General features: G+C 63.4%; 19 protein-coding genes. 8 read left to right on the top strand and 11 right to left on the bottom strand.

The features are described from left to right. Window positions 1-4: 4 nt before the first annotated feature. The 9 genes from ACKAMS_RS06495 to ACKAMS_RS06455 all read right to left on the bottom strand — a co-directional run bounded on the left by ACKAMS_RS06495 (window position 5) and on the right by ACKAMS_RS06455 (window position 8,628). On the bottom strand, window positions 5-1,714 hold the full coding sequence (locus ACKAMS_RS06495; protein WP_030535249.1) for an urease subunit alpha: 1,710 nt from the start codon (window positions 1,712-1,714) through the stop codon (window positions 5-7). Further along, window positions 1,711-2,181 (bottom strand): urease subunit beta, encoded by a 471-nt coding sequence (ureB, locus tag ACKAMS_RS06490; RefSeq protein ID WP_007733849.1) that lies wholly within the window; start codon window positions 2,179-2,181, stop codon window positions 1,711-1,713. Before ureB ends, ACKAMS_RS06495 begins: the two co-directional genes overlap by 4 nt. Then, window positions 2,178-2,480: an urease subunit gamma gene (ureA, locus tag ACKAMS_RS06485; RefSeq protein WP_003939800.1), complete on the bottom strand. Its 303-nt coding sequence runs from the start codon at window positions 2,478-2,480 to the stop codon at window positions 2,178-2,180. Before ureA ends, ureB begins: the two co-directional genes overlap by 4 nt. 281 nt (window positions 2,481-2,761) lie before the next feature. Beyond that, the gene (gene pstB, locus ACKAMS_RS06480; protein ID WP_019745087.1) at window positions 2,762-3,538 is read right to left on the bottom strand and encodes a phosphate ABC transporter ATP-binding protein PstB; all 777 of its coding nucleotides are present in this window, start codon (window positions 3,536-3,538) and stop codon (window positions 2,762-2,764) included. 58 nt (window positions 3,539-3,596) lie between these two features. Continuing rightward, window positions 3,597-4,505 carry a phosphate ABC transporter permease PstA gene (gene pstA, locus ACKAMS_RS06475; RefSeq protein ID WP_003940100.1) on the bottom strand — a complete coding sequence of 303 codons (909 nt, stop codon included), beginning with the start codon at window positions 4,503-4,505 and terminating at the stop codon, window positions 3,597-3,599. A 3-nt stretch (window positions 4,506-4,508) separates the two neighbouring features. Continuing rightward, a complete protein-coding gene (pstC, locus tag ACKAMS_RS06470) occupies window positions 4,509-5,600 on the bottom strand; it encodes a phosphate ABC transporter permease subunit PstC (protein ID WP_007733846.1) in 1,092 nt (363 codons plus the stop codon). 62 nt (window positions 5,601-5,662) lie between these two features. Continuing rightward, entirely contained in the window at window positions 5,663-6,781 is a 1,119-nt protein-coding gene (gene pstS / locus ACKAMS_RS06465; protein ID WP_019745088.1) for a phosphate ABC transporter substrate-binding protein PstS, read from the bottom strand. Between the two features lie 193 nt (window positions 6,782-6,974). Continuing rightward, window positions 6,975-7,874, bottom strand: coding sequence for a mycothiol synthase (mshD, locus tag ACKAMS_RS06460; protein WP_408988771.1), 900 nt, complete (start codon window positions 7,872-7,874; stop codon window positions 6,975-6,977). A 1-nt stretch (window position 7,875) separates the two neighbouring features. Continuing rightward, window positions 7,876-8,628 carry a response regulator transcription factor gene (locus tag ACKAMS_RS06455; RefSeq protein WP_003939728.1) on the bottom strand — a complete coding sequence of 251 codons (753 nt, stop codon included), beginning with the start codon at window positions 8,626-8,628 and terminating at the stop codon, window positions 7,876-7,878. Window positions 8,629-8,769: 141 nt separating this feature from the next. Between ACKAMS_RS06455 and ACKAMS_RS06450 the strand changes: the two genes are divergently transcribed. The 8 genes from ACKAMS_RS06450 to ACKAMS_RS06415 all read left to right on the top strand — a co-directional run bounded on the left by ACKAMS_RS06450 (window position 8,770) and on the right by ACKAMS_RS06415 (window position 14,015). Next, entirely contained in the window at window positions 8,770-9,549 is a 780-nt protein-coding gene (locus tag ACKAMS_RS06450; RefSeq protein ID WP_003939847.1) for an LmeA family phospholipid-binding protein, read from the top strand. Beyond that, window positions 9,546-10,019 carry a thioredoxin family protein gene (locus ACKAMS_RS06445; RefSeq protein WP_019745090.1) on the top strand — a complete coding sequence of 158 codons (474 nt, stop codon included), beginning with the start codon at window positions 9,546-9,548 and terminating at the stop codon, window positions 10,017-10,019. The genes ACKAMS_RS06450 and ACKAMS_RS06445 overlap by 4 nt, the downstream gene beginning before the upstream one ends. Before the next feature lie 10 nt (window positions 10,020-10,029). Next, window positions 10,030-10,116, top strand: a complete 87-nt coding sequence (locus ACKAMS_RS06440; RefSeq protein ID WP_350318872.1) for a putative leader peptide — start codon at window positions 10,030-10,032, stop codon at window positions 10,114-10,116. Window positions 10,117-10,246: 130 nt separating this feature from the next. Beyond that, window positions 10,247-10,717, top strand: coding sequence for a DUF4395 domain-containing protein (locus ACKAMS_RS06435; protein ID WP_020970613.1), 471 nt, complete (start codon window positions 10,247-10,249; stop codon window positions 10,715-10,717). A 74-nt stretch (window positions 10,718-10,791) separates the two neighbouring features. Then, window positions 10,792-11,625: a sulfurtransferase gene (locus ACKAMS_RS06430; protein WP_020908929.1), complete on the top strand. Its 834-nt coding sequence runs from the start codon at window positions 10,792-10,794 to the stop codon at window positions 11,623-11,625. Between the two features lie 2 nt (window positions 11,626-11,627). Further along, window positions 11,628-11,933 (top strand): DUF1416 domain-containing protein, encoded by a 306-nt coding sequence (locus tag ACKAMS_RS06425; protein WP_003939797.1) that lies wholly within the window; start codon window positions 11,628-11,630, stop codon window positions 11,931-11,933. 291 nt (window positions 11,934-12,224) lie between these two features. Continuing rightward, window positions 12,225-12,830, top strand: a complete 606-nt coding sequence (locus ACKAMS_RS06420) for an FABP family protein (RefSeq protein ID WP_170320401.1) — start codon at window positions 12,225-12,227, stop codon at window positions 12,828-12,830. A 144-nt stretch (window positions 12,831-12,974) separates the two neighbouring features. Further along, window positions 12,975-14,015, top strand: coding sequence for a type IV toxin-antitoxin system AbiEi family antitoxin domain-containing protein (locus ACKAMS_RS06415; RefSeq protein ID WP_408988770.1), 1,041 nt, complete (start codon window positions 12,975-12,977; stop codon window positions 14,013-14,015). 233 nt (window positions 14,016-14,248) lie between these two features. On the opposite strand, the gene cydC is transcribed toward ACKAMS_RS06415, so the two are convergent. Next, the gene (gene cydC / locus ACKAMS_RS06410) at window positions 14,249-15,937 is read right to left on the bottom strand and encodes a thiol reductant ABC exporter subunit CydC (RefSeq protein ID WP_408988769.1); all 1,689 of its coding nucleotides are present in this window, start codon (window positions 15,935-15,937) and stop codon (window positions 14,249-14,251) included. Next, window positions 15,927-17,615: a thiol reductant ABC exporter subunit CydD gene (gene cydD / locus ACKAMS_RS06405; RefSeq protein ID WP_408988768.1), complete on the bottom strand. Its 1,689-nt coding sequence runs from the start codon at window positions 17,613-17,615 to the stop codon at window positions 15,927-15,929. Before cydD ends, cydC begins: the two co-directional genes overlap by 11 nt. Window positions 17,616-17,629 lie beyond the last annotated feature (14 nt).

Below are 17,629 nucleotides of genomic sequence, written 5' to 3'. Positions count from 1 at the left end.
GGTTTCAGAACAGCATGTAGCGCTGAGCCATCGGCACTACGTCAACGGGGTTGGGCGCGATCAGGTCGCCGTTGACCTTGATGGCAAACGTCTCCGGATCGACGTCGATGGACGGCAGTGCCGTGTTGTTCGGCATATCCGCCTTGGTGAGGTGCCGCGTCGGACGAACACCGGTAAGGGTGCGCGTGAGACCGAGACGATCGGCCAGACCGTCCTCGATGGCCATCGGAGAGACGAACGTCGTGGACAGGTGCGGGGCTGATCCCGGAGTTGCCGCGATGGCCGGGCGAACGAACACCGGCTGCGGGGTCGGGATAGCAGCATTCGGATCACCCAGCGGCGCAGCAACTATCGCCCCACCCTTGATCACGGCAGAAGGACGGACACCGAAGAACGCGGGATCCCACAGCACCAGGTCCGCCATCTTCCCGGCCTCGACCGATCCGATCTCGTGATCGATACCGTGAGCCACCGCGGGGCAGATCGTGTACTTGGCGACGTAACGCCGCGCACGCTCGTTGTCGGCCGGCATGCTGGTGCCCAGCTTGCCGTACTGGGCCTTCATGACGTGGGCGACCTGCCATGTCCGCAGGGTCACCTCACCGATACGGCCCATCGCCTGGGCGTCGGACGAGGTGATGGAGATGGCACCGATGTCGTGCAGAAAGTCTTCCGCTGCAATAGTTGTCGGCCGGATGCGTGACTCGGCAAAGGCAAGATCCTCCGGAACCCGGGGATTGAGCGCATGACACACGATGAGCATGTCGAGGTGCTCGGCAACCGTGTTGACGGTGTGCGGTAACGTCGGATTGGTCGATGCCGGAAGAACGTTCGGCTCACCTGCCGTCACGATGATGTCCGGAGCGTGCCCGCCGCCGGCGCCTTCCGCATGGAACACGTGGATCCCGCGTCCGGCGATCGCGTCCAAAGTGTGCTGTACGTAGCCGGTTTCGTTGAGGCTGTCGGCGTGCAGCGCCACCTGGAGCCCGAACTCGTCGGCTGCTCGCAGAGCTGCGTCGATTGCCGCCGGAGTGGAACCCCAGTCCTCGTGGACCTTGAATCCACCTGCGCCGGCGAGAGCTTCCTGACGCATGGCCTCATGGCTGACGGTGCTGCCCTTGCCGAGGAGAAGAACGTTGAGCGGGATGTGGTCGAGGGCCCGGTGCATCATCGTCAGTGACCAGGCGCCGGGCGTGACGGTGGTTGCCTTGCTTCCCTCGGTTGGGCCCGTTCCGCCGCCCGCCACCGTCGTCGTACCGGTCGCGAGCGCTTCCATCATCTCGATTTCACTGAGGAAGTGCACGTGAGTGTCGATCGCACCCGCGGTGAGGATCTTTCCCTCGCCGGCGATCACGTCGGTGCTCGGCCCGATGAGCAACTTGGGGTGCACGCCATCCATGATGTCGGGGTTACCGGACTTGCCGATCGCAACGATGCGTCCGTCACGAATTCCGACGTCTGCCCGGACGATTCCCCAGTGATCGAGGATCACCGTGTTGGTGATGACGACGTCGAGAGCGCCCTGGTCGCGAGTGGTCAGGCCCTGGCCCATCGACTCGCGGATGCTCTTGCCGCCGCCGAAGACCATCTCGTCGCCGGTCGCGGTGTAGTCGTGCTCGATCTCGATCCACAGATCTGTGTCGGCCAAACGGATCTGGTCGCCTGCGGTCGGGCCGTACAAGGAGGCGTAGCCGCGTCGATCGATCCTGCTCATTCGGCTGTCCTCTCAACTGTCGTCGCAGCGTCATCCGGTGAATCCGCCTCGACTGGAACATCACTCACACGAACGTTCACCGAGGACGCTCGCAAAGGTTCTTCGACCTCGACACCGGGCGTGCCGAACGGCATCACGGTCTTGGGCTCACGCGCATGCGTCGGTAGGTCTTCGTCCGGCACGATCTGCAGGCCCGGAACCCTTTTGAGTCCGCCGAGCGCGATCAGTGTCACCGTCCTGCTTACCCCGGGTTCGAACCGAACCGACGTTCCCGAGGGGATGTCGAGCCGGAAGCCGTCTGCCGCTTCGCGATCGAAGGTCAGCGCCGGGTTGGCCGCTGGAAGGTGCAGATGTGAACCGATCTGAATGGGGCGATCGCCGTCGTTGACGACGACCATCGTGATCTTTTCCGCGTCAGTGCCGAACTCGAGCGGTTCGGTGGACACACGTACCTCACCGGGGATCATCGAATGGGCTCCGTCACGGTGACCAGCTTGCGACCGTCCGGGAAAGTGGCCTCCACCTGGACGTTTGCAATCATCTCGGGTACCCCTTCCATCACGTCGTCGCGGGTGAGCACTTGCCGACCGGCGTTCATCAGTTCCGCAACCGTCATTCCGTCACGCGCACGCTCGAGAATCCAACACGAGATCAGGGCCATCGCTTCGGGGTAGTTCAGCAGTACCCCGCGCTCGCGGCGGTCGCGGGCGACCATGCCCGCAACGCTCAGGAGGAGCTTTTCGGTATCTGAAGGGGTGAGGTGCACTGACAAGCCCTTCCGGTTGTGAAACGACATCGATCGACAGCGTGCTGTCGGGCCGAGATTAGCATTGCCCGAAGCGTCGTCAGTATCCACGAGATTCACATCGTCGGCTACTTCAGCGCCCACTCGGCGCACTTGCGCTGCTCATCGAATTATTCGGGCGCCCAACGACGCTCAGCTCTGCGCCCCGGAGTGGGAACTATCACCACAACCAAAAAGTTTCACCCCCGTCTCCTGTTGGAAACGGGGGTGAAACATGATCGTGCAGTGTGCAATCCCAGGGGCTATCCGAAGCGGCCGGAGATGTAGTCCTCGGTGGCCTTCTGCGTCGGGTTCGAGAAGATCTTCTCGGTGTCGTCGATCTCGACGAGCTGCCCGGGCTTACCGGTTGCCTCGAGGTTGAAGAATGCCGTCTGGTCACTCACACGCGCAGCCTGCTGCATGTTGTGCGTGACGATGACGATCGTGAAGTCCTTCTTCAGCTCGGTGATCAGGTCCTCGATCGCGAGAGTCGAGATCGGGTCGAGCGCGGAGCACGGCTCGTCCATGAGCAGAACGTCGGGCGAGACGGCGATGGCACGCGCGATGCACAGACGCTGCTGCTGACCGCCTGAGAGGCCGCCACCGGGCTTGTCGAGGCGATCCTTGACCTCGGTCCACAGGTTGGCACCGCGCAGCGAACGCTCGGCCACCTCGTCGAGCTTCTTCTTGCTGCGCTCGCCCTGCAACTTCAAGCCCGCGACGACGTTGTCCTTGATGGACATGGTCGGGAAGGGGTTGGGTCGCTGGAACACCATGCCGATGGTCTTGCGGACGCCGACAGGATCGACGTTCGAGCCGTAGATGTCCTCGCCGTCGAGCAGGACCGAACCCTCGACGCGCGCACCGGGAATCACTTCGTGCATGCGGTTGAGTGAACGGAGAACGGTGGACTTGCCGCAACCGGACGGGCCGATGAAGGCGGTGACGCTCCGGGGCGGGACGGACAGGCCCACATCGGCGACGGCGTGGAACTTGCCGTAGTAGATGTTGACGTCCTTGAGATCCAGACGCTTGGCCATTACCGGCTCCCTACTGAGTTGTTGACGCTGTTGAGTACGAACATGTTCCGAGGCCGCATCACTTGCTTCTGACCTGTGAGAAGTGACCGATCAGCTTCGCGACGATGTTGAGGATCGCGATCAGCAGGATCAGGGTCAGTGCTGCGCCCCAGATGCGGTTGGTGCCGGCGTCGGTGGGGTTGTTCATCTCGGCGACCATGACGGAAGGCAGAGTGCCCATTTCGCCGTTGAACAGGTCGAAGTTGATGAACGGCGCGTAGCCGACGAGGATCAGCAGCGGCGCGGTCTCACCGAGCACGCGGGCCAGGGCCAGCATGACGCCGGTGATGATGCCGGGAAGCGCCGTCGGCAGAACGATTTTCGAGATGGTCTTCCACTTCGGCACACCGAGCGCGTACGACGCCTCGCGCAGATCCATCGGGACGATGCGCAGCATTTCCTCGGTGGAGCGGATGACGACCGGGACCATGAGAAGGACCAGAGCCAGCGACACGGCGAACGCGGACTTGGGGAAGCCGAAGGTCGCGATCCACAACGCGTAGATGAACAGCGCAGCCACGATCGACGGAACACCGCTGAGGATGTCGACCATGAACGTGGTGAGCTTGCCCAGCTTCGACTTCCGGTCGGCGTACTCCACCAGGTAGATCGCGACGAAGATACCGAGCGGGATGGAGAAGACCGCGCACACGATGCCTTGCAGCAGGGTGCCGATCAATGCGTGATAGATACCGCCGCCGTCGGCCGACGCCGTCAATCCGCTCAGCGAGTTGGTGAACCACGTGGGCGACGTCAGAGCGGGCAGGCCCTTGGCGATGACCGTGAAGAGCACCCAGACCAACGGGATGAGCGCGATGACGACTGCCAAGCTCACCAGGATGGTCGCGATGACGTCCTTGGCACGACGACGGGCGCCGACGCCTTGGAAAGTGGGGGCCTTGACCGGCCGGTCCAGAGTGGAGGTCATGGGTCAGTCCTTCTTTCCGGCGATCACTGCGCGGGCAGCCGCGTTGACGACGAAGGTCAGTACGAACAGCACCAGTCCGGCCGCGATGTACGCGCCCGCCTGGATGTCGTTGTTGAACTCCGCGTAGCCGAGGGCGATCTTGGAGGCGATGGTCGAGCCGCCGTCGAACAGCGACCAGCCGAAGGCCTGAGAGGTGGTGCGCAGGATCAGGTACAGCGCCATCGTCTCGCCTAGTGCGCGTCCGAGACCGAGCATCGAGCCGCTGATGTAGCCGGACTTACCGAACGGGATGACCGTGGTGCGCACAACTTCCCAGCGCGTGGCGCCGAGAGCGAGTGCAGCTTCGATCTGTGAGCGCGGGGTCTGGATGAACACCTCGCGGGTCACTGCGGTGATGACCGGAAGGATCATCACGGCGAGGACGATGCCTGCGGTGAAGATGGTGCCGCCGCCGGTGATCGATCCGCTGCCGTCGGCGAAGAGCGGGAACCAGCCGAGAGTGTCGTTGAGCCACACCGCGACCGGGGTGATCGCCGGAGCGAACACGAGAAGTCCCCACAGGCCGTAGACGATGGACGGCACGGCCGCGAGAAGGTCGATCGTGTACGACAGTGGCCGCGTGAGCCACTTGGGTGAGTACGAAGTCAGGAAGATCGCGATGCCCAGTGCGATCGGCATCGCGAGCACCAGTGCGAACAGCGAGACCAACACCGTGACCTGGAAAAGATCGAGGACACCGAACGCCATCGCGTTGATGTTCTGCGTCACCCATTCACGGCTGGTCAGGAAGTTGACCTGGTTCCGGCTCAAAGCAGGAACAGCACGCCAGATCAGGAACGCGCCGATCGCCGCGATGACAACCGTGATGAAGATTGCCGAACCGGATGCGAGCGAGCTGAAGATGCGGTCACCCGGACGGGTCACCGTCTTGCTGTTGCCGCTTCCCGGACCGTCACCCTTCGGAGGATGCTCGGTTTCTGGAGCCTTGGTGGAAGTAATCGTGTCCTCCGTGGTGCCGTTCGGACCGCCCACCCCGGCCCCGCTGGTTGCGGGGCCGGGAGAACGAGATGTCGAGGTGATGGGCGCGTCACTCATGTGCGCTCACTTCCTTCACGTCTGAATGTAGATCCATGAGCTTGTCCGCACGAGTCTCTAGGTCAGCTGATTGCCGTGATGGACGCGTTGAGGCGATCCTGGACGTTGGCCGGCAGCGGGACGTAACCCTGCTCGGCCAGGTTGGCCTGACCCTCGTTGGCCGCGCTCGTCAGGAACGACTTCACTGCTGCGGTGGTGTCCGCGTCGTAGCCCTTGGAGCAGACGATCGAGTACGTGGCGAGAACCAGCGGGTATGCGCCGGCTTCGTTGGTCTTGAAGATCGACGCGAGGTCGAGCGTCAGGTCGCCGGTTGCGTCGGACTTGAACTTCGCGCCTGCGATCGACTTTGCGGCCGAGTCGTTGGTCAGTGCGACTGCCTCGGAGCCGGTGTTGATTTCTGCAACCGAGAGCTTGTTCTGATCGGCGAACGACTTCTCGACGTAGGTGATCGAACCCGGTGCCGTGGCAACTGCCTGTGCAACGCCCGCCGAACCCTTGGCGCCCTCACCGACGCCACCGGTGAAGTCGGACCCTGCGCCCGACGTCCAAGCACCGTTCGATGCCGCGTCGAGGTACTTCTGGAAGTTGTCGGTGGTGCCCGAGGAATCGGAGCGGATCACGGTGGTGATCTTCTCGTCGGGAAGCGAAGCACCGGAGTTGAGCGCGGCGATTGCCGGATCGTTCCACTTGGTGATGCCACCGTTGAAGATCTTCGCGAGAACTTCTGCGTTGAGAACGAGCTTGTCGACGCCGTCGAGGTTGTATGCAACTGCGATCGGGCCGAAGACGAGGGGAAGGTTCCAGGCTTCGCCGCCGACGCAACGCTCCTTGGCCTTGTCGGCCTGCTCGTCCTTGATGGCCGAGTCGGAGCCGGCGAAGTCGATCTGGCCGGCGATGAACTGCGTGCGACCGTCGCCCGAACCGCTGGGGTTGTAGGCGACGTTGACGGTCTTGCCCTTTTCCTGGCACACGGAGATGTAGGTGGCGACGAACTGGTCCATGGCATTCTTCTGTGCCGAGGAACCAGCGGCAGAGAGGTTGCTCTTGCCTTCGCACGTTGCGTTCGATGCGGACGCGTCCACACCCGTCGACGACGAGTTGTTGTCGCTGCCACATGCGGCCAAGGTCATGGCGCCCACGGCCACTACACCGAGCAGGGCACCACTGCGCTTGAGATTCACCAAGATCCTCCGGAAATCGCTACCGCCACGCCCACGATCGGGCGGCGACATGAGATGCAAAATGATTGAAATCTGCATCAGGCAACACGGCGCTGCCCACAGAGAAAAGTAGGCGGGCGCGGTGTCCGGTTGGACCACACATGGTTAACAGAGAATGAACAGACTGGACATTTCTGCGTGTTCGACTGTGACGTCAGAGCGCGCGAGCGTAAGCCATGTCCACGTGGAACCGATCGAAGCCGAGTCGCTCGTACGTGTGGAGGGCGGCAGTGTTGTCACCTTCGACGTACAGAAGGACCGTTCCGAGGCCGCGATCGCGCAGGTAATGCATGCCTGCGAGAGTCAGCACTCGGCCGAGACCACGTCCCTGCGCCGCGGGATCGATCCCCACGACGTACACCTCCCCCAGCTCGGGATCGTCACCTTCGGGTGCGTGCACCTTGGTCCAGTGAAAGCCGAGAAGAGTATCGGGATCGGTGTCCGCGAACGCCATGAACAGACCGGCAGGGTCGAACCAACCTTCGGCCGTTCTCTCGTCGATCTCCGCCTGGGTCCAGCCACCCTGCTCGGGATGCCAGGAGAAGGCCGCGTTGTTGACGCGAAGGATCTCGGAATCGTCTTCGGGCCCACGGTACGTCCGCATCGTTATACCTTCGGGCACAACGATTTCCGGAAGCTGCGGAGCATCGAGCGGTCGACGCAGCTGGAGGAGTTCACGAACGCTGACCAAATCGAGGCTCTTGGCGAATTCCACTGCGGCGTCGACGTTTCCGTGCGCCCAGACTCGCGTGCCCGGCCGACCTTCGTCGAATACCGCTGCGGCAAGCCTGGTTCCGATACCACGGCGCCGCGCCTGCGGGTCGACCACCAACTCGGCCATGTCGGGATGCTCGTCCGAACCGGCTTGCAGCTGTGCATAACCGACGACCGTATCGCCGTCGAGTTCGAGAAAGTGTCGTGCTGCGCCGCGCCCGGCAACGACATGGCGCCCCTGTTCCGACACGGGTGCCTTGCCGTCGAACTCGGTCGCGCGATCGAGAAGCGCGGAAACCTGCTCGGCGGATCCGGCCGGCAGTGAATCTGTCCAACCCACGTCAGACCACCGATCCGTCGGCCGCGTCGTAGTCGACGTCTTCGTCGTCCTCGAACTGAACGGGAGCAGCTGCGCCGCCCTTGGCCCTGGTCGGACGTACTGCCTTGTATCCGACATTTCGGACTGTACCGATCAAGGACTCGTATTCGGTGCCGAGTTTCGCCCGCAGACGACGCACGTGGACGTCGACCGTCCTGGTGCCGCCGAAGAAGTCGTAGCCCCACACTTCCTGCAACAGCTGTGCCCGGGTGAATACCCGACCGGCATGCTGCGCGAGGTACTTGAGCAGCTCGAATTCCTTGTAAGTCAAATCAAGGGGCCGTCCACGCAGTCGTGCCGTGTACGTCCCCTCGTCGATAACCAGTTCGCCCAGCGTGATCTTTCCCGACGCTTCCGGACTGGCAACACCGCCGCTGCGGGCGACCAACAACCGCAATCGGGCGTCCACCTCAGCCGGACCGGTACCGGGAAGCAGAATGTCGTCCAACCCCCAGTCGGCGTTGACGGCAACGAGTCCGCCTTCGGTGAGGACGGCGACCACAGGTACTGCGGATCCTGTGCTTCCGAGCAATCGACACAACCCGCGTGCGGCAGCTAGATCAGTGCGCGCATCCACCAATGCCACGTCCGCGGAACTTGCCTCGAGTAGCGAGGAAACCTCTGTGGGGGCAGGCCGAACCGAGTGCGCCAGCAACGCCAACGCCGGTAGTACAGCTTCCGGGTTGGGGTCGGAGGTGAGGAGGAGCAGTTCCACACGGCCTCCTATCTAGTAGCCCGCGCAACCCGTGAGGGCAACGCTCGAGTAGTTCGACGCTTTTGGTCGGTCCCTACATTAGCGTGCCTGGTACCGGGGCCGTCGCATCGAACCCCGACCGGAGTCCGTCACAATGGTGCGGTGCGCAAACTGATCATCGGCATCGTCTTTCTCCTCGGCCTCGGACTGGTGGCCGATTTCGGCGCTGCCGCGTACGCCGAGTACCGGGTTTCCCGCGAGCTCCGAACCGGCGCATCACTCGAGTCGGATCCTGAGGTCACCTTCAATGGGTTCCCCTTCCTCACCCAAGCACTCGGCGGGAAATACAAGGACGTCTACGTCAGAGCTACCGGCGTCCAGAGCGACGTGGTCGGCGAAGTGACCGTCGAAGCCGACCTGCGCGGGGTCACCGTTCCCTTCTCCGACATCGTGAACGGCAATGTCACCCAGCTCCCCGTCGACAAACTCGACGGCCGGATGGGAATCAACGCCACCGACCTCGGAAAGCTGCTCAACATCCCTGACCTGCAGGTATCTTCGCCGCCGGCCAACAAGTCGGATGGCACCGGGGGCAGCGGTGGAACGGGCGCGAGCACCGCGGGGGCCGTCGTGCTGACCGGAACGGTTGCCGTCGGTCCGGTCGAGACTGCAGTGAGCGTCCAGGCCAACCTGGTTCTGGAAGGTGGGCAGGTCAAGATCGTCGCAAGCAACCTGTACTTCGGTCCGGAGGGCAAAGCCGATTTCTCGATCCCCGCAGCACTCGAACCCGTGGTCCTCGGATTGTTCAGCTACACGATCGATCCGCAGGCACTCCCCTACGGAATTCAGCCGAGCCTGGTCTACGCGGAAGGCGGAAGAATCGTGATCGAAGGCAGCGCCGAAAACACGACGATCGATCTCGCAGAGCTGCAGAACCGATGACCGGGATCACAATTCTGCTGGTCGCGCTTGTCGCCGTCGTCGCGGTCGGGCTCTTTCTCAAGTCACGCAACGGAGCAGTCCGAGCCACCACCGCGGCATCCGGCACCACGAACAGCCGCCTCGAACTGCTGAGTTCTGCCGGAGTGTCTTCGCCGAACGGCGGGCCCGTCGTACTGCATTTCTCCGCCGACTGGTGCGGACCGTGCGCGGCAGTACGCCGCGTCGTCGGCCAGGTTGTGGTTTCGATGGCGGACGCTCCCCGTCCGCCGGTGGAGATCGAGCTCGACATCGACAAGGAACCGGCTCTGGCACGCGAAATGAGCGTCCTGTCGCTGCCCACCACGTTCATCCTCGACGGTGGCCTGGAGGAACAGTTCCGAGTGTCCGGAGTGCCGTCCGCAGCCGATCTGAAAGCTGCGCTCGTACCACTATCCGGACCCCACGAGCCAAAATCCGAGAATTCGGGGTAAACTCGCCGACGTGCAAACCCGCCACGAGCTGATGCTCACCCGACGCCGCGCAGTAGACCTGTGCCGCCTCGGGGGCTGTTGCTGTACCTGTTGCTGATCACCACATCCGTCAGATCTCTCTGACCTTCGAGCTTTCGCTCACGTGATCAATCCACCGAGTGGGACTTTTGCGTCCCCTTTTCTCGGTCCAGGCAAGCACCATGCAATCCAGCGCAGGAGCACTCCCGATGTCCACAACCACAGCCCAGCTCGAGCAAGTCGACGTCCGCGGACCTCGGTTCGCCGCGTGGGTCACCACCGGCGTTCTCGTTCTCACGCTCATCCTCTCGACCTTCTCTCTGCCCGCCGCCACCGTCGTTCTCGCATTGCAGGCGATCGTCTTCGCAGTCGGAGCGGTACTCGGCCCCAAGCGCAGCCCGTACGGCCAGATCTTCGGCAAGCTCGTCGCCCCGCGACTCTCGCCGGTCAGCGAACGCGAACCCGTGGCGCCGTTGCGCTTCGCTCAGTTCGTCGGCTTCGTCTTCGCGTTGGCAGGCACGGTCGGTTTCCTGGCCGGGTCGACGATCGTCGGCACCGTTGCCACCGGCTTCGCCCTGTTCGCGGCCCTGCTCAACGCCGCGTTCGGCATCTGCCTCGGCTGCCAGATCTACCCACTCGTCGCCAGGCTGCGAAATACCGGCCGCGCGACCACCGCGTGAAAACGCTTGCCACACAACCCCGCTGAACCCCTGCTAGATATCGACCGATGCAAGACCACATCGAAAGGAACACCATGGCTCGCTCCGACGTCCTAGTCTCCGCTGACTGGGCTGAGCAGAACCTCAACACCCCCAAGACCGTTTTTGTCGAGGTGGACGAGGACACCAGCGCATACGACGGCGGCCACATCGAGGGTGCAGTCAAGCTCGACTGGCGCAAGGACCTCCAGGACGGCGTCCGACGCGACTTCCTGAACCAGGAGCAGTTCTCGGACCTGCTCTCCGCCAAGGGCATTGCGAACGACGACACCGTCGTTCTCTACGGTGGCAACAACAACTGGTTCGCTGCTTACGCGTACTGGTACTTCAAGCTGTACGGCCACCAGGACATCAAGCTGATCGACGGCGGCCGCAAGAAGTGGGAACTCGACGGACGCCCGCTCTCCAAGGACGCAGTCAACCGCGAAGCCACGCAGTACAAGGCCGAGACCCCCGACTTCTCGATCCGCGCATTCCGCGACGAGGTCATCGACGCCATCGGCAGCAAGAACCTCGTCGACGTTCGCAGCCCTGACGAGTTCTCCGGCAAGATCCTCGCTCCCGCCCACCTTCCGCAGGAGCAGGCGCAGCAGCGTGGCCACGTCCCCGGAGCCATCAACATCCCGTGGAGCACCACCGCAAACGAGGACGGCACCTTCAAGTCGGACGACGACCTCACCAAGCTGTACGCGGAGAAGGGCTTCGACGACACCAAGGAAACGATCGCCTACTGCCGCATCGGCGAGCGCTCGAGCCACACCTGGTTCGTACTGCAGGAGATCCTCGGCAAGAACAACGTCAAGAACTACGACGGCAGCTGGGTCGAATACGGCTCACTCGTCGGCGCACCGATCGAATTGGGAGCCTGATCATGTGTGGAGCACCTACCCAGGGGCAGACCCTGCCTGCCGGCGTCGACGTCGAGAAGGAAACGGTCATCACCGGCCGCGTTCTCGCCGCTGACGGCCAGCCCATCGGCGGCGCATTCGTGCGCCTGCTCGACGGCTCCGGAGAGTTCACGGCCGAGGTCGTGGCATCGGGAACCGGCGATTTCCGCTTCTTCGCCGCTCCGGGCGAGTGGACCGTTCGTGCACTGTCCAGCTCGGGCAACGGCACATCCACCGTCGCTCCCGAGGGCTCGGGCGTGCACAACGTGGACGTGACCGTCAGCAAGTAATTCCTGCTTTTCCAGGCGGCCCCGCACCCCTTCGGTGCGGGGCCTTCTGCATTCCGGCTCCCGATTTTTCCGGTCGGTCGCCGCGGTCTAAGATGTACCCGTGGTCATTTTCTTCGAGGTACTCCTCGCACTCGCATCCGTCATGATCGCTTGGTTCTCCGTGTACGTCGTGTACCGCTTGGTCACCGACGAGTCGTGAGTCAGGCTCCGGATTCAGGGTCCGACGCGACCGCTGACGATTCCGCCTCTGCAGGTGCCGTAAGGCGCGGCAGCGGGGACGAAGCTGTCGCCATCGCCGTCGAGCGCTCCAAGTCGACGGCGTCGCTCAACATTCCGACCCTGCCGGACCTTCCGTTGCCAGAGGACACCGCAAACCTGCGCCTCGGCCCGGACATCAATCCCGAACTCCTCGCACTGCTCCCCCTCGTCGGCGTCTGGCGCGGCGAAGGCGAAGGGCACGACGAGACCGGTGACTACGCCTTCGGTCAGCAGATCGTCATCTCTCACGACGGCGGCCCCTACCTCAATTGGGAGTCCAGATCTTGGCGTCTCGACGCCGAGGGCAAGTACGTGAGCCCTGATCTGCGCGAGAGCGGGTACTGGCGCATGGGCGGCGACGGCATCCCGGGCAGCGTCAACCAGGAAGTCGTCGAACTCCTGCTCAGCCACAGCTCCGGCGTCGTCGAAATGTACTACGGCCGTGCGCTCACCCAGGCGTCGTGGGAACTTGCCACCGACGTGGTGATCCGCAGCCAGTCCGGTGCACTGTACGGCGGCGCGAAGCGCCTCTACGGCATCGTCGAAGGCGGCGACCTCGCGTACGTCGAAGAGCGGATCATGTCTGACGGTGGCCTGGAACCGCGCCTCTCGGCGCGGCTGACCCGCTACATCGGCTAGTTCTGCTGTGCGCCTTTATTAACCCCCGGCGGTTAATAAAGGCGCACAGCAGATCCATCCACAGGCACCGACAAATTCCACAGGCGGGCTCTGGAGCGGCAGTTTCGACCGATTCCTGTCGGACCGCGATCTCACGGTATTCGCATGAACTGCGACTACATCGATCCTGATCTCCGAAGACTCTTCGACTTCCAGCACGGGCTCGCGACCAATAAACAGCTGCGCCCTTTCGGCTATTCACCGCGGCGCATCCAACATCTGGTCGAATCGGGTCAATGGACTTCCGTCCTCCACGGCGTTCAATCCAGCACCAACGGCCCACTCAACCGAGCAATGATTCTCGAGGCCGCCCTTCTGTTCGGCGGCGGAGAGACCTACCTGAGTCACCGGACTGCTGCTGAAGAGTGGGGGCTCACGCACATCGAGTCCGAACTGCCGGTCCACATCACGGTCCGATACGGCAGATCCTCACGCTGTCAGAGTCCGACGGTCAGACCCGAACGCTCCCCGGCGCGCCCCGTTCCGTTGGGGTGGTCCACTGCCCATCCCGGAGTGATCGTTCATCGTTCACGCGCTCAGGCCCACATCGGCGTTGCCACGCAGCCTGCTCGTACTTCGCTGGCCGACACCGCAATTGACCTGGCAGTTGCAGAGCCGTCGGCTCGCGACGCCGCTCGTTCTCTGGTCCGATCGGCCACGGCGTGCAAGGTGTCGCGGATGGAACTACGCACCCGAATGGAATGCCGCCGGCCGAGGCGATATGTCAAAGCGCTGTCGTCGACGTTGGACCTCTTGGATCGCGGCGTCCAGTCGATACTCGAACATCGCTACGCAATCGAAGTCGAGCGCGCACACGGTTTACCGGAGGCGCGACGGCAATCGCCGGTCCTCGTCGATGGGAGAACTCTCTACGAGGACGTCGACTACCGCAATTGCGGTGTCGCACTGGTCGTTCGACTCGACGGTTTTGCCTTCCACTCTTCTCGGGCGACTGCACTGCGGGATCGGCGGCGAGGTAACGCATCCGAACTGTCAGGCAACGCCACACTGGTCTTCGGTTGGGAGGAGGTGGAGGGGGCCTCGTGCCGAACTGCAGCCGAGGTCAGAGCGATCCTCGAGCGCGGTGGATGGTGGGGGCCTAATCCTTGTCCACGCTGTGCGCCTTTATTAACCGCCGGGGGTTAATAAAGGCGCACAGCACGAAGCGACCCCCGAGCCACACCCACGCTTTCGCGCGGATCCCGGTCGGACTGATCGGGGGCTCGGGGGTCGGGTGGCTGCCTGGGATTCGCCGGCCGCTCACGCGGTAAGTGAATTCCATCAGCGATTGCGGCTAGCTGGCAGCCACCTCACGCGTCCGTCTGTACTTCAATTTCAGACCACCTCCTTCCTTGTGTAAAGGAGAAAGTACGCCCACTTCACGACGACGGCAACGTATTTTCCACAGAAACTTTTCCGACGCATATCACCTGGTCAGCTGCTGCGCCGTCCGGAAGTTGGTGGGTGACGACAACAACGGTTCGCGAAGAATCGACCAGCGTTGCGTCGCGACTGAGCAACTCGCGGAGCAACTGAGCGCCTGCCTCCGCGTCCATGTGCTCGGTCGGCTCGTCGAGCAGCAGCACCTCCGCAGGCGAGACGATCGCGCGTGCCAACAGCAACCGACGACGCTCACCGCCCGAAACCGCTCGCATACCGCCGACCAGGTAGGTATCGAGCCCTTCCGGCAGTTCCGACAACCAGTCGCCGAGACCAACTGCGGCAAGTGCCTTCTCCGCGTCCTCGGCGGTGAGGTCACCCCGCGCAACGCGCAGGTTCTCGAGTACCGACGTCTCGAAGAGGTGTGCGTCTTCGGCGAAGTACCCCACGTGCGTGCGCAGGTCGGCCGGATCGATATCCGAAATATCCACTGCGCCAACGCGAACTGTTCCCGCGACGGGCGGCAGCAACCCCGCCATCGTCATCAGTGCGGTGGTCTTTCCGGATCCACTCTCCCCGACGACGGCAACGCGGGCACCGCGAGGAAGATCCACGGAGAGCGGTTCGGTCACCTTTCCCCCGGGCCAACCCGCCTGCAATGCATGCACGCTGAGAATCCCGTTCTCCGGCCACGCACGATTTCCTTCGACGTGTTCCGCGTCGGCTCGATCGAGTACCGCCATGATGCGAGCCGACGCCAGCCGCGCCTTGGTCAATGCAACTGCCGCGCTGGGCAGTATCGCGGTTCCCTCGAAAGCCGACAGCGGAAGCAGTACAAGGATTCCCATGGACATCGGTGACATGTCGGTGGTTCCGTACAGCGTAATTCCGATCAGCAGGGCACCGAGGACGCTCACGCCGATTGCCAGGGGCGTCGCAGCGGCGGCAAAGGCACTCGGTACCGCCGCGCGATCGGTTGCATCGACCACCTCGTTCTCGGCGGACACAGCCTCGCTCACCGCCTGATCCAAGCGACCTGATACTCGAAGCTCAGCGGAATGGTCGAGCGCGGTAACCGCCGACTCACTGAATCGCGCTGCGGCAGCTGAACTGTCGGCCTCCGCAAGTCGAGCAGCTCGCGCCGACAGCCAGGGCGCCGCAATCCCGGACACCGCCAGCGCAACAGCCAGAATGAGTGCGGCCGGAACCGAGATGAACAACAGGATTCCCACCGCGGCGAAGGCGAGGGCAACCGAAACAGCAATCGGGATCAGCGCTTTGACGACGACGTCGCCCAGCGCGTCCACGTCGGAGCCCGTACGGGAGAGCAGGTCACCGCGTCGTAGTCCGGCGGCGGCCGCGGGATCTCCCGCTGCCAACTGCTGGTAGATCCTCGACCGCGCTGCGGTGGTGCCGCGCAATGCGACGTCGTGCGTCGTCAATCGCTCGAGATAGCGGAAGACGCCACGCGAGATTCCCAGTGCACGCACGGCAACCACAGCGACGCTGAGATCGAGAACGGGAGGCATCTCCCATGCGCGCGTGATCAACCATGCGGACAGCGCGGCCAAGGCGAGTGCGCTACCAAGTGTTGCCACACCGGCGGCCACCGCAGTCAGTAAGCGTCGTGGTCGAAGTTCCAGTAGCCGAAGAGCACGCAGAAGCGGATCGTGAGCGTCACTTCTCATGAGCGCGCACCTCGACGATCCGGTCAGCTGCGGCGAGCACACTCGGACGGTGGCCGATCACGACGACTATGTCGCCGCGCTCCGCCCGTGCTCTCAGAGAAGCCAACACTGTCCCTTCAGAATCGGAATCGAGGTGAGCGGTGGGTTCGTCCAGGACAAGAACTGCGCGGTCGGAGGCGAGCACGCGTGTCAGCGCCAGTCGTTGTCGCTGCCCCAGCGACAAACCTGTGCCGCCGACGCCGATAACGGTCTCGACACCCGCAGGCAGCTCGGCCAATACCGCGTCGAATCCCGTCGCAGCAGCGGCGCGAGCCAATGCTTGCGCATCGACGACCCCGGTGAGATCGAGATTTTCACGAACGGTGCCGGGTAGGAGGACCGGATGCTGGGGAAGCCATGCCAACTGACTCCACCACGCGTACTCGTCCAGGTCTCGGACATCGACGCCGGCGACCGTCACGCGGCCACTGCTCGGTTCGATCAGTCCGAGTAGCGCGTGCACTGCCGTCGACTTGCCGCAGCCGTTGGGACCGGTGAGCACGGTGATCTCCCCTGGTGACGCCACGGCGGAAAGTTGAGACGGTGCGACTCCCCCACGAGAGGTCACGCCGAGTCCGTCGAAGACGATGTCGGCGCCGCAAGCGACCACCGTCGTGCTACCACCCTCCGGTGCCGCAGAATCCGCCTCGATCACCTCGAATGCCTTGTCGGCTGCCGCCATTCCGTCCTCGGCGGCGTGGAACTGGGTTCCCACCATCCGAAGCGGCAGATACACCTCGGGTGCGAGGATCAACGCGACTATCCCCGGCTCGAGTGACATGTCCCCGTACACGAGTCGCAAGCCGATGCTCACGGCCACCAATGCGACGCAGAGTGTTGCGAGCAGTTCAAGCACCATCGAGGACAGGAATGCGACGCGGAGGGCAGACATGGTCGTTCGCCGATGGGCGTCACCAAGTTCACGGACTCGCTCGGCAGGGCCTTGCTGACGACCGAGCGCTCGCAGCGTCGGCAGTCCGGCAAGTAGATCGAGCAGCTGCGAAGACAGCGTGGTCATCGCTGCCAACGTCTTCTCCGACTTACCCTTCGTCAGCAAGCCGATCAGAATCATGAAGATCGGGATCAGCGGCAACGTCACGAATATGATGACCGCGGACGTCATGTCCTGCACCGCAATGACTATCAGGGTGATAGGCGTCAGTGTCACCGACAGGACCAGAGCCGGAAGGTATCCCGTCAGGTACGGGCCGAGGCCGTCGACACCGCGGGTGACCACGGTCGCGATCTCGTCACGCCGAGGATCCAGATCGCGCGGACTCATCGCCGTCGCCGACGTCAGCACGCCGTTCTTGATCTCGGCAACGACGCGAGTCGACGCCCGGTGTGCGTATCTGGTCTGCAGCCAGGTCCCCAGAACCCTGACCGCCACAGCTGCGGCCAGAACAACCAATTCGGTTGTCCACGAAGAAACATCCACAGTTCGAGTGGTGATCACTCCGGCCAGGACTCGGCCGATCATGAGCGCCGCGACGATGACCATCACGACGTTCACCATCGACAGAGCGACCGTCAGGATCAGATAGCCGCGCGCAGAAGCGGAATGTCGCCACAGCCGCGGGTCGATCGGCCCCCGGCGACGCTCCCGAGTGGTGGGAGCGTCGCCTACTTCGATAGTCACGTGAATTCGACCGT

The sequence above is a fragment of the Rhodococcus sp. 5A-K4 genome, assembly GCF_046097995.1.
Lineage (GTDB): Bacteria > Actinomycetota > Actinomycetes > Mycobacteriales > Mycobacteriaceae > Rhodococcus_F > Rhodococcus_F erythropolis.
The sequence above is the reverse complement of the archived record's forward strand: the minus strand, read 5'-3'. Positions and strand labels throughout refer to the sequence as shown.